Annotated in this window: 8 protein-coding genes and 1 tRNA gene; 7 read left to right on the top strand and 2 right to left on the bottom strand. The window is 31.8% G+C overall.

Features of this window, described 5'->3' with window-relative positions; genetic code table 11:
• Positions 1–4: 4 nt before the first annotated feature.
• Positions 5–79, bottom strand: a tRNA-Val gene (locus ABXT06_RS19940).
• A 268-nt stretch (positions 80–347) separates the two neighbouring features.
• Here ABXT06_RS19940 and ABXT06_RS19935 point away from each other — a divergent pair.
• Positions 348–2,132: an ABC transporter ATP-binding protein gene (locus ABXT06_RS19935; RefSeq protein WP_354592318.1), complete on the top strand. Its 1,785-nt coding sequence runs from the start codon at positions 348–350 to the stop codon at positions 2,130–2,132.
• A 103-nt stretch (positions 2,133–2,235) separates the two neighbouring features.
• Here the strand turns inward: ABXT06_RS19935 and ABXT06_RS19930 are convergent, their stop codons facing one another.
• A complete protein-coding gene (locus ABXT06_RS19930) occupies positions 2,236–3,405 on the bottom strand; it encodes a proline dehydrogenase family protein (protein ID WP_354592317.1) in 1,170 nt (389 codons plus the stop codon).
• A gap of 389 nt (positions 3,406–3,794) precedes the next feature.
• On the opposite strand from ABXT06_RS19930, the gene ABXT06_RS19925 reads away from it, so the two are divergent.
• From ABXT06_RS19925 to recQ, 6 genes are all read left to right on the top strand, one after another.
• On the top strand, positions 3,795–6,275 hold the full coding sequence (locus tag ABXT06_RS19925; protein ID WP_354592316.1) for an O-antigen ligase family protein: 2,481 nt from the start codon (positions 3,795–3,797) through the stop codon (positions 6,273–6,275).
• A gap of 105 nt (positions 6,276–6,380) precedes the next feature.
• Complete coding sequence (gene aroB / locus ABXT06_RS19920) at positions 6,381–7,448, top strand: 3-dehydroquinate synthase (RefSeq protein ID WP_354592315.1); 1,068 nt, start codon at positions 6,381–6,383, stop codon at positions 7,446–7,448.
• A 304-nt stretch (positions 7,449–7,752) separates the two neighbouring features.
• A complete protein-coding gene (locus tag ABXT06_RS19915) occupies positions 7,753–9,156 on the top strand; it encodes a type III PLP-dependent enzyme domain-containing protein (protein WP_111369071.1) in 1,404 nt (467 codons plus the stop codon).
• A 97-nt stretch (positions 9,157–9,253) separates the two neighbouring features.
• Positions 9,254–10,222 (top strand): deoxyhypusine synthase family protein, encoded by a 969-nt coding sequence (locus tag ABXT06_RS19910; protein ID WP_057117936.1) that lies wholly within the window; start codon positions 9,254–9,256, stop codon positions 10,220–10,222.
• Between the two features lie 8 nt (positions 10,223–10,230).
• On the top strand, positions 10,231–10,644 hold the full coding sequence (locus ABXT06_RS19905; RefSeq protein WP_354592314.1) for a DNA primase: 414 nt from the start codon (positions 10,231–10,233) through the stop codon (positions 10,642–10,644).
• Positions 10,645–10,785: 141 nt separating this feature from the next.
• The gene (gene recQ / locus ABXT06_RS19900; protein ID WP_354592313.1) at positions 10,786–12,894 is read left to right on the top strand and encodes a DNA helicase RecQ; all 2,109 of its coding nucleotides are present in this window, start codon (positions 10,786–10,788) and stop codon (positions 12,892–12,894) included.
• Positions 12,895–13,038: the final 144 nt, after the last annotated feature.

Here is a 13,038-nt window from a genome sequence, read left to right as displayed (position 1 = left end):
TTTGTGGGCGATGAGGGGTTCGAACCCCCGACCCCCTCGGTGTAAACGAGGTGCTCTGAACCAGCTGAGCTAATCGCCCTATTTTACTAGGCTGCTATCATTTTGTGATTGCGAGTGCAAATGTACAGCTAGATTTTGTATTTGCAAGCCTTTTTGGAAAAAAAATGAAATATTTTTTTTCATTTTTATTTAGAAAGCTATTTTTCAAACCTTTAAAAAATAAAGTTTTTTGTCTCTTTTCTTATATTTTCGTTAAAAAACTAAATTAAGGCCTGTAATTCTTAATATTCCTTTGTAGTGATTCGACTTAGTTATACATTTGTATACCTAAAAAATAGTATACTCCAATGGCTCGATTTAAAGAAAATGATTTGCCTAAATCAAAAATAACGGCTACTTCACTTAACAAAGCAAAAACAATTTTTACATATGCAGGACATCACAAATGGAAATTCTTCATTGGTTTGATTTTTCTTTTGCTTACTGGTGCCACTGCTCTAGCCTTTCCTAAATTAATGGGAATGCTCGTAGACTGCGTAAAAAATAAAGATAACGACCAAGCAAATACAATCGCATTGGGATTAATTGTAATTCTGTTTCTACAGTCTTTCTTCTCATTTTTCAGATTGTCATTATTTGTAAACTTTACCGAAAATACACTGGCAAACTTACGTTTGGCTTTATATACCAATCTGGTAAAATTGCCAATGACTTTCTTTTCTCAAAAAAGAGTTGGAGAATTAAACAGCAGAATCAGCGCGGATATTACACAGATTCAAGATACATTAACTACTACAATTGCTGAGTTTCTACGACAGTTTATCTTAATTATAGGCGGTGTTATTCTTTTGGCAACAGAAAGCTTCAAATTAACCTTATTAATGCTTTCTGTAGTTCCGTTAGTAGCCATTGCGGCGGTTGTTTTTGGGCGATTTATTAGAAAATATTCTAAAAAAGTACAAGATCAGGTTGCCGAAAGCCAGGTAATTGTAGAAGAAACCATGCAAGGAATTAGTATTGTAAAGGCTTTTGCTAACGAATGGTACGAAATTGCACGCTATAAAGGAAAAATCAGCGAAGTGGTAAAATTGGCTATTAAAGGCGGTAAATACCGTGGTTATTTTGCTTCTTTTATTATTTTCTGTTTATTTGGAGCAATTGTAGCTGTCGTTTGGTACGGTGTTCGTTTGAGTATTGCTGGCGAAATGAGCGTTGGACAATTAATTTCGTTTGTATTATATTCAACTTTTGTTGGCGCTTCTTTTGGCGGAATTGCAGAATTATATGCACAAATTCAGAAGGCGATTGGTGCAACAGAACGTGTTTTTGAATTATTGGACGAAACTCCAGAGAAAATCAATTCAGATTCAAGCCAAAATCAGGAAAAGATAAAAGGAAATGTTACTTTCAAAAATGTAGCTTTTAGTTATCCTACCCGTCAAGAAGTACAAGTTTTGAAAGATGTAAACTTCTCAGCTGAGTTTGGTCAGAAAATAGCAATTGTTGGTCCTAGTGGCGCCGGAAAATCGACTATTTCTTCTCTTCTGCTGCGTTTTTACGATATTACTTCTGGAGAAATTACAGTAGACGGCAAAAATATCTACGATTATGACTTAGAAAATCTTCGCGGCAATATGAGTATTGTGCCTCAGGATGTAATTTTATTTGGAGGAACCATTAGAGAAAATATCGCATACGGAAAACCAGATGCTACTGATGAAGAAATTATACAAGCTGCAAAACAAGCCAACGCATTTAATTTTGTTGATGGCTTCCCTGAAAAATTCGAAACTTTGGTTGGAGAACGTGGCGTTAAACTTTCTGGAGGTCAGCGTCAGCGTATTGCGATTGCAAGAGCCTTACTTAAAAACCCAAGTATTTTGATTCTAGATGAAGCTACATCTTCTTTAGACAGCGAAAGCGAAAAATTAGTTCAGGAAGCATTAGAAGTGTTAATGGAAGGAAGAACAAGTATTATCATTGCGCATCGTCTTTCGACAATTAGAAATGCAGACAAAATCTTAGTTTTAGATAACGGAAAAATTTCTGAAGAAGGAACACATCAAGAATTAATAAACCTCGAAAACGGAATTTATAAAAATTTAAGCAACTTGCAGTTTAGCAACTCTTAAAAGGAAATTCCATTTTTATAAAATGCAAATTTCAATAAAAAAGCTCCAATATTAATTGGAGCTTTTTTTATTTTAAATGCAAACTAAGGCTTAAGACTAAAAATTATTTTCCTTTTCTGCGTTTACGTTCAGTTTTAATCATAGATAATTCGCGGCTTGTTTGTCCGGCTACAGAAGTATTTTCCTCTGCACGACGAATCAAGTATGGCATAACATCTTTTACAGGTCCAAATGGTAAGTATTTCGCAACATTATAGCCATTCTCAGCTAAGTTATAACTAATATTATCGCTCATTCCGTACAATTGTCCGAACCAGATTCTAGAATCATTTTTAGCGATTCCTTTCTGCGCCATCATTTCCATTAATTTGTAAGAGCTCAATTCGTTATGAGTTCCCGCAAAAATGGCCATTTTATCAAGATGCTCCAACATATATTGTACAGCACTGTCATAGTTCACGTCTGTAGCTTCTTTAGAAACGCAGATTGGAGAAACATAACCTTTTTCTTCGGCTCTTTTGTTCTCTTTTTCCATGTAAGCACCACGAACCAACTTCATTCCAATATAAAAACCTTCAGTTTTAGCAACTTCATGAAGTTTCTTCAAATAATCTAAACGATCCCAACGGTACATTTGTAAAGTGTTAAATACAATTGCTTTTTCTTTATTGTATTTACGCATCATATCAGTCACCAAATCATCAGCAGCATCTTGCATCCAGCTTTCTTCACCATCAATTAATAATGCAACATCTTTTTTGTGCGCTTCACTGCATATTTTGTCAAAACGAGCTACAACTCTATCCCATTCTGCTTGTTCAGCTGGATTTAAAGTTTGTTTCTCTCCTAATTTTTCGTACAATTCAAAACGCCCTAAACCAGTTGGCTTGAAAACAGCAAACGGAATTGCCAAACGTTCTTTAGCAAAATCCACTGTTCTTAATGTCATTTCCAATGCAGCATCAAATTGCTCCTCTTCTTCTTTTCCTTCAACAGAATAATCCAAAACAGAAGAAACTCCTTTTGTAAACATTTTGTCAACCACAGTTAGGCAGTCATTCTCGTTTACACCACCGCAAAAATGGTCAAAAACAGTTGCACGGATTAATCCCTCTACTGGTAAATGAGCTTTAATTGCAAAATTAGTTACAGCAGTACCTATTCTTACTAAAGGCTCACTGTCTATCATTTTGAAAAGAAAATAAGCCCTGTCAAGTTCTGTATCGCTTTTAAGTGAAAATGCCACTTGGGTGTTATCGAATATTTTTTCCATTAAATTTAGTTTTGATGCAAAGATATAGAGTGTTTTGAATATTATTCATAAATTGGTATCATATTTTTCCATTTTAATAATTGATTGAATCAATTCGATAAAATAAAAAGTAGGAATTTACTTTTGTTTTATTATTTTTGCAAAAAAAATAAAGCAATGAAAGATATTACTATTAAAAACATATTGGATGAAGTAAGAAAAAAAGGTGTTTTTCCTAATTCGATAGTTATAATTTTTATAAGCTTACTGTTAATAATAGATTTCTTTCCTTATTTTAAAAGTTTAGAAATAATTAATCCGCAATTTTTCTATTTATCACTTTTAAACCTACTTATTGGTATTTTTTTTTTTATAGCAATTCATTTTTGATATCTCCAGACATTTTTCTTTTGTTAAAGAAAAATGTGATCATAAAATTTTATCTTCTTTTCATTTTTTTCTGTGCAATATCTTATTTTGTTGCTAAAAATACTTCGCTTGTTTTTACAAAAATTACAGAGATATTAATCATATTTTGTTTGTTTATAAATCTTTTGATTCTTCTCAAAAACAAGTTAGACTTAATATATAAAATAGCCTTTGTTGTTTCTATCAGCGCATTTTTGCAAGCTTGGCAACAATTGGCTCAATTTGTAATAACACCTAAACAAACTGATATAATTACCCTTTTAAACGGAATGAAAGGAAATACTGGAAATATAAATATACTTGCTGCCAGTTTGACAATAAAAGTACCGTTTATACTTTTGGCTATTTATCATTTTACAAATTATAGAAGATTATTTTTTACTATTACACTTTTTTCTGTCACAACTATAATATTTTTGACTGGGGCAAGAACAGCATTGATCAATATATTTTTACTGTCAATAGTTTATATCGTATTTCTTTTTAGAAAATCTACTGTAAAAAAAACAACTTTCATTAAAGTCTTATTTATAGCAATTCCAATATTGCTAGCTGTAATTTTTTCAAATTCAATATTCAGCAAATCAAAAAATACAGGAAGATATGTTTCTTTAGAGAATAGAGTTAGTAAAATTAATACAGAAGATGAATCTTCGAAAGCACGTCTTGTATTCTGGAACAATGTTCTGAAAATGAGTAAAAAAAATCCAGTTTTTGGAATTGGTTTGGGAAATTATCAGATAGAGTCCATTCCTTACGAAAGAACGACTAGTAATGATTCAAATGTTTCATTACATGCTCATAACGATTTTCTTGAAATACTTGCAGAAACTGGAATAATTAATGGAATAATATATTTTTCAATATTTGTTTTTCTTTTATTTATTAATGTAAAAAGTATAATTAAGCCTATCGACAAGGAATCTCAAGAGATAGCAGTTCTAGGGTTAATGCTACTTATTGTATACGGATTGGATTCATTATTTAATTTTCCAATGTATAGACCCACTATGGCAATCTTTTTCAGTTTGCTGCTAGCTTTAAGTCTTTTAAATAATTTCAAAACATTTGATAATGTACAAGTTATCAATAATTTTAAAGTTAAGTTTTTACCCATAATTTTGATTTTAATTTCTTTAATGACAAGTTATTCTGCTTATTTAATTTACAAAGCGTCGAATTTAGAATACCTAATTGCAACTGATGATATAAATATGAATGAAAAAGGTGTGCTCACTGGTGATGAAGTTGTCAGAAGAATGCCTGTTTTTCCAAATGTTTTAAGCAGTTCTGAATCATTTTATGAATATGCTGCAATCTATTATATACGTGAAAAAAAATATAGTAAGGCTCTGAAATGTTTTTCTAGGGCATCTAAGATCAATGGCTATAATGGGCGTATAGAATTTTATAAGAGTGTTATTTCTAGATACAAAGAAAATTTAGATAGTGCTTACATATATTCAAAACAAGCATTCTATTTGCGCCCAAGAAATTATGGCATGTATAAGTCTTCTATAAATTATGCGATTTCCAGAAAAGATACTTTAGAAATACTAAAAGAACATACTTTGTTTAATTCCTATAGACCTATGAGTGAAACCTGGATTCAAGCAGCAAATGGGCTTCAGTCTTCTGGTTACAATTATAAAAATTTAATGCGTTTTATAGATAAGGGGTTGAAGGTCTTTCCTAAGGATAGTATGTTAAATAAACAAAAAAAATACCATCTTGTAATAGATTATATTGTTAAAGGGCAAACTTTTGAGAGACAATCAAAATTTAAAGAAGCCTTAGAGATGTATGAGAATGCATTGAAAATTGACTCACAGAACGTTTATGCATTACAAAATATAGGTTTTTATTACTACAATAGAGGAGAGTATACAAAAGCAATATCTTTTTTAGTAGATGCATTAAAATATCCAGGTTTAAATGATGGAAAAACAGAGTTTTATTTAGGAATGAGTTATTTGGCAATCAGAAATAATGAAAGTGCAGACAAATATTTTAATATTTCAAAAAATAAGAAATATATCAGTGAAAAACAATTAGAAACAAATATTAAAAATACTAAATCTGAGGAAGAAATAGCAAATAAACGCAAAAGGGATCTTTTGATTGCCGATTACATAACAATCGGTCAAAAATTTGAAGATGAAAAAAAACTAGATCAAGCTTTAAAGTCGTATCAGAAGGCTTTAAAAATTGATCCCAACAACATATACGCTTTTCAAAACATTGGTTTCTATTATCTTAAAATTAGGCAATATGAAAAAGCTATCAATTGTTTATTAAATGCATTAAAATATCCAGGTTTAAATGATGGAAAAACAGAATATTTTTTAGCAATCTCCTATTTAAATGTTAGTGACAAGAATAATGCATGCAAATATTTAAATATTTCCAAAAATAAAAAATATCCTAATGCTGAGTCAGTATTGGAAAATACATGTAAATAATTTTCTTTTTTTAGCAATCAAATAATAAAACAAATTAGAATTAAAGTTTGAATATTATTTAGTTAAAAATGCCTTATTTTTGCGCTTTCAATTAACTAAAGAATTATGCAATCTATTCAAGCCAATAATTACCTCGTACATTTTAATGAGAATGCTTACGAAGCTTTAAATAAACATTTAAAAGAAAGTAAATATTCTAATATATTTATAATTGTTGATGATCAAACTAATGAATACTGTTTGTCAAAATTTATTCCAATTTTGGAAACAGATTTAGCAATCGAAATCATAGAGTTTGAAGCTGGAGAAGCAAATAAAAATATCGAAACTTGTATTGAAATCTGGAATATTTTAACAGAACTTGGTGCTGACAGAAAATCACTTATTATTAATTTAGGTGGCGGTGTTGTTACAGATTTAGGAGGTTTTGTTGCTTCTACTTTTAAAAGAGGCGTAAATTTTATCAATATCCCCACTACTCTACTGTCTATGGTTGATGCTTCTGTTGGAGGGAAAACTGGAGTTGATTTAGGAAACCTTAAAAATCAAATTGGAGTAATCAATGTACCTCAAATGGTATTAATTGATACGCAGTATTTGGAAACTTTACCGCAAAGCGAAATGCGTTCTGGTTTAGCTGAAATGCTTAAACATGGTTTAATATATGATGCGCCGTATTGGAGACAGTTTTCAGATTTAAAGTCTATTGTTTTTGATGAGTTAGATCAATTGATTTATCGTTCTGTAGAAATTAAGAATGAAATTGTTATTCAGGACCCAACAGAGAAAAATATACGTAAAGCCCTAAACTTCGGACATACGTTAGGACACGCTATTGAAGGCTATTTCTTAGAAAGTGAAGAAAAAACAACTTTACTGCACGGAGAAGCGATTGCAGTCGGAATGATATTAGAAAGTTATATTTCGCTTCAAAAAGGATTAATTTCTAAAGAAGAATACAGAGAAATAAAAGCAGTTATTAAAGATATATATGACGATGTAATTTTTGAGGAAAATGACATCGATCCAATCTTAGAATTGTTAATTCACGACAAAAAAAATGAATACGGTTTAATTCAATTTGCGTTGATTGAAGGAATCGGAAAAATAAAAATTAACCAATCCGTTGAAAATAAATTGATTCTAGAGGCGTTTGAGGATTATAAATCTTAAACTTTTTTTAATCAAAAGCGTTGCATTTGGTATATATTATTTTTTACATTTGCCCCATGAAAACAAACAAGCAGCAAAGACACTTTAGCTCTTACAGAAACAGACTCAACAGTTCTTTATTAAGAATGTTGAACCGTTTTTATAATAGTAAAAGCCCTTTTTGTTTTGATGTTTTCCAATGTACAAAAGCGGAGCATGAAAAATTGCCTATTATATTTGCCAATATTAGAGTTTGAATTTAAGATTAAGTCCCCAGAAGCCTAAAATTAAATTAAAATTACAATCTCTAAACATTGATAAATAAATGAATACAAAATATTCTGATCTAATAAACCAAACATACTACTTTCCACAAGAGGAATTTAAACTGAACAAAGACAACCTATTGTTTCACAATATCGATTTGATGAAATTGGTAGAACAATATGGAACGCCATTAAAGTTTACTTACCTGCCTCAGATTTCTGAAAACATCAACAAAGCAAAAGCATGGTTCAGAAAATCAATGGAAAAGAATAAATACGACGCTAAATATTACTATTGTTATTGTACAAAAAGCTCTCATTTTGAATATATTATGAATGAAGCTTTCAAGAATAACATTCACATCGAGACATCGTCTGCTTTTGATGTTAATATTGTCGAGAATTTATTAGAAAACGGTAAAATCAACAAAAGTACATATGTAATTTGTAATGGTTTTAAAAGAGATGAATACATTACTAACATTGGTAGATTAATCAACAACGGACATAAAAACACTATTCCGATTATTGATAATTATGAAGAGTTAGATTTGCTTCAAGCAGAAATTAAAGGAAAATTCAAAATCGGAATCCGTATTGCTGCTGAAGAAGAACCTAAATTTGAGTTTTATACTTCAAGATTGGGTATTGGTTATAAAAACATAGTTTCGTTTTATAAAAAACAAATTCAGGAGAATGATAAATTAGAGCTGAAAATGCTTCACTTTTTCATTAATACTGGAATTAACGATACATCATATTACTGGAATGAGCTTGTAAAATGTATTAAAGTATACATTGCTCTTAAAAAAGAGTGCCCTACTCTTGACGGTTTGAACATTGGTGGTGGTTTCCCAATTAAGAACTCACTTGCCTTTGAATATGATTATCAATATATGATTGATGAAATTATCAATCAGATTAAAATTGCTTGTGATGAAGCTGAAGTTGATGTTCCAAATATTTTTACGGAATTTGGTTCATTTACAGTAGGCGAAAGCGGTGGTGCAATCTATCAGATTTTGTATCAAAAACAACAAAATGATAGAGAAAAATGGAATATGATTGACTCATCTTTCATTACCACTTTACCAGATACTTGGGCTATAAACAAACGTTTTATTATGCTGGCTATCAATCGCTGGAATGATACTTACGAACGGGTTCTGTTAGGAGGTCTGACTTGTGATAGTGACGATTATTACAATTCTGAACAAAACATGAACGCCATTTATTTGCCTAAATACAACAAAGAGAAACCTTTGTATATCGGATTCTTTAATACTGGGGCTTATCAAGAAACAATTGGAGGATACGGCGGTCTACACCACTGTTTGATTCCACAGCCTAAACATATTTTAATTGATCGTGACGAAAATGGAATTCTGGCAACTGAGGTTTTCTCAGAACAACAGACTTCAGACGATGTTTTAAAGATTCTAGGCTACAAAAAAAAGGTGTAAAAAAACGGCAGATTAAGTTATAATTTTTCTTAAAAAATTCTTAATTTGCATTAACATCCAAAAAGGTTAAACTTTTTAATTCAAAAAAAACAAAAAAATGAAAGGACCAATCAGTCAGTTTATTGAAAAACATTATTTGCATTTTAATTCTGCTTCATTAGTAGATGCAGCAAAAGCATACGAGCAGCAATTAGCCGATGGTGCAAAGATGCTGGTAAGTATGGCTGGCGCAATGAGTACAGCAGAAATTGGTAAAATTTTTGCCGAAGTAATCAGACAAGACAAAGTGCATATTATTTCATGTACTGGAGCAAACTTAGAAGAAGATATCATGAATTTAGTAGCTCATTCTCACTACGAGAGAGTTCCTAACTACCGTGATTTGACACCAGAAGACGAATGGGCTTTATTAGAAAGAGGATTAAACCGTGTTACTGACACTTGTATTCCTGAACATGAAGCTTTCCGTCGTTTACAAAAACACATTTACAAAATTTGGAAAGATGCTGACGACAAAGGTGAGCGTTACTTCCCACACGAATTTATGTATAAAATGTTGTTATCTGGCGTTTTAGAAGAATACTACGAAATTGATCTAAAAGATAGCTGGATGTATGCAGCTGCAGAGAAAAATTTACCAATTATCGTTCCTGGATGGGAAGATAGTACAATGGGTAACATCTTTGCTTCATACGTAATTAAAGGAGATTTAAAAGCATCTACCATGAAATCTGGAATTGAGTACATGACTTTCCTTGCGGATTGGTATTCTAAAAACAGTTCAAACGGAATTGGATTCTTCCAAATCGGTGGTGGTATCGCTGGTGACTTCCCTATCTGTGTAGTGCCAATGCTTTACCAAGATATGGAAATGCACGATGTTCCATTTTGGAGTTATTTCTGCCAAATCTCAGATTCAACAACTAGTTACGGTTCTTACTCTGGGGCAGTTCCAAATGAAAAAATCACTTGGGGTAAATTAGATATAAAAACCCCAAAATTTATTATTGAATCGGATGCTACAATTGTTGCTCCGTTAATTTTTGCATACTTATTAGATTTATAAGATAATTTATGAAAAGAGTTATAGTAGACTACGCCAAACTTACCAACGAAATTTTAAACCTTTTGGTTGAAAAATTTCCTGATGGTTATGATGATTCGGATGTAATCCGTTTTAGAAATGCTAAAAACGAATTGGTTGAAGCTGTAGAAGTTCGTACTGAAGACACTATTTACTTAGTTAAAATTAGTACTAAACTTGCTGACAGAATTGAAAACTACGATGAAGATGATGATTTAGATGTTGATGTAGATGCAATTGCACCAGTTAAAGGTATGGATCTTGATGATGACATTAGCAATGATGATGACGAAGATGATGATAATCAAGACAAACCAGATTCTGATGGTGGAGACGATGACGATGACGATGATGATGACAAAGCTGACACTGATTATGATGAAGACGAAGAAGATGAAGATTAATACATCTTCTTTTCAATAAATAAAAGGAACTCTATCTGGAGTTCCTTTTTTTATAATAATGCAATACAAATTCAACAAATTATATTTTTGTTTTTATAGGATTATTTTTACTTTTAAATCTTAAACAAAAAATATACGCCTATGACTTCAGAAATTTTACACGCTACATTAAAAGAGAATTTTGGTTTCGAAAAATTCCGACCAAATCAAGAAACCATAATCAACACGATATTGTCTGGACAAGACACTTTAGCAATTATGCCTACTGGCGGAGGAAAATCAATATGTTTTCAGCTTCCAGCTTTAATCTTGCCTGGAATTACAGTTGTAATATCACCTTTGATTGCTTTAATGAAAGATCAAGTTGATAGCTTGAAAACCAACGGAATATCTGCCTGTTTTATTAATAGTTCTCAATCATCACAAGAACAGCAATACTATATAGACAACTTAAAATCAAATCATTTTAAATTAGTTTATATCGCTCCCGAAAGTCTTTCTTATTTAGACATGGCTTTTAACGAGCTGAATATTAGTTTGATCGCAATAGACGAAGCGCACTGTATTTCATCTTGGGGGCATGACTTTAGACCTGCTTACACCAATTTAGGATATTTAAAAAGCCGATTCCCTTCTACCCCAATCTTAGCTTTGACCGCTACAGCCGATAAAGCAACACGTACTGACATATCTAAACAATTGAATCTTAAGAATCCAAAAACGTTTATTGCTTCTTTTGATCGTAAAAATTTAAGTTTAGAAGTCCGTCCTGCTTTAGACCGTGTGAAACAAATAATAGATTTTATTGAAAATAAACCCAATGAATCGGGAATAATTTATTGTCTAAGCCGTAAAACAACTGAAGAACTTGCTGAGAAATTAAAAAAGAGCGGTATTTCGGCTAAAGCGTATCATGCTGGTTTGGACAATGAAACTCGCGCTAAAACTCAGGATCAATTTATAAATGATGACTGTCAAGTAGTTTGCGCTACAATTGCTTTTGGAATGGGAATTGATAAATCGAATGTTCGCTGGGTAATTCATTATAATCTTCCAAAAAATATTGAAGGATATTACCAGGAAATTGGACGTGCCGGACGTGATGGTCTTCCTGCCGAAACGGTTCTATTTGAAAGTTATGCCGATGTGATTCAATTGCAGAAATTTGCTTCAGAAGGACTTAATTCAGATATTCAGCTTGCAAAATTAGATCGTATGAAGCAATATGCTGATGCTGTAAGCTGTCGAAGAAAAATTCTATTATCTTATTTTGGCGAATTGGTAACTGAGAATTGCGGAAACTGCGATATTTGCAAAAATCCGCCAACTTTTTTCGATGGGACGATTCTCGCGCAAAAAGCTTTGTCTGCTATTGTTCGTTTAAAAGAATCTGAACCATTGGCCGTAATTGTCGATTTTTTAAGAGGCTCGAGAAATGCGTATATCTACGAGAGAAATTATCAAGAGCTAAAAACGTACGGAATTGGCGCTGATGTTTCGTGGTACGACTGGAATCAATATCTTATTCAGCTAATCAATTTAGGATATTGTGAAATTGCTTTTCACCAGCATAATAAAATCCTCCTTACTCCTTTTGCAAAGAAAGTTTTATTTGAAGGCGAAAAAGTGAAATTGACGACAGTTTTTAAGAAAACGATTGATAAAGCAGAAATTAAGGAAGTCAAACCAAAAGCAGCTAAAAACTCTCTATTTGAAACACTTCGCAAATTGCGTTATGAAATTGCTCAAGAAGAAGAAGTTCCTGCTTATGTTATTTTTAGCGATGCTTCTTTACGCCAAATGGAAATCTTGCGACCAATGAGTGATGAAGAGTTTCTTGCTGTTGAAGGTGTCGGAAAAGCAAAATTGGAAAAATACGGAGCGGATTTCATCAAAGCAATTATCGAATTTGAAAGAAATAAATCTGTCGTCAAAAAAGAGAAAAAAGACAATACCTATAAAAAAACCTTAGAATTATTTCAAAATGGAGTTTCTGTAGAAGAAATAGCAGAACAGCGAGACTTAAGTTCAACTACAATTATTTCGCATTTGGCAAAATTATATGTTGACGGTCACGATTTAGATTTAAGTCAATTTGTTTCGGAAGATGAAATACTCCAAATTGGAAAAGCTAAGACAGAATTAGAAAACCCAAGCGCATTAAGACCTTACTTCGATTATTTTGAAGAGAAAATGTCTTATGATAAAATCCGATTTGGTTTGGCTTTTTTGGAGAAAAAACTTAAATAAGTTTGTGTCATCTTGACGAAGGAAAGATCACACTAGAAATTCCACAAAGATTGAGTAGGCACCAAACCCGACAGGTTTTTAAAACCTGTCGGGTTTACTGAATGCAAAATCAACAAAAAATCCCAAACTCCAACGAAATTGGAA

Source organism: Flavobacterium sp. UW10123 (genome assembly GCF_040538975.1).
Classification (GTDB): Bacteria; Bacteroidota; Bacteroidia; order Flavobacteriales; family Flavobacteriaceae; genus Flavobacterium.
This window is presented reverse-complemented; position numbering and strand designations above follow the sequence as displayed.

Coding starts and splice junctions, on each gene's coding strand:
- ABXT06_RS19935 (WP_354592318.1), top strand. CDS start 348: ATGGCTCGATTTAAAGAAAATGATTTGCCTAAATCAAAAATAACGGCT.
- ABXT06_RS19930 (WP_354592317.1), bottom strand. CDS start 3,405: ATGGAAAAAATATTCGATAACACCCAAGTGGCATTTTCACTTAAAAGC.
- aroB (WP_354592315.1), top strand. CDS start 6,381: ATGCAATCTATTCAAGCCAATAATTACCTCGTACATTTTAATGAGAAT.
- ABXT06_RS19915 (WP_111369071.1), top strand. CDS start 7,753: ATGAATACAAAATATTCTGATCTAATAAACCAAACATACTACTTTCCA.
- ABXT06_RS19910 (WP_057117936.1), top strand. CDS start 9,254: ATGAAAGGACCAATCAGTCAGTTTATTGAAAAACATTATTTGCATTTT.
- ABXT06_RS19905 (WP_354592314.1), top strand. CDS start 10,231: ATGAAAAGAGTTATAGTAGACTACGCCAAACTTACCAACGAAATTTTA.
- recQ (WP_354592313.1), top strand. CDS start 10,786: ATGACTTCAGAAATTTTACACGCTACATTAAAAGAGAATTTTGGTTTC.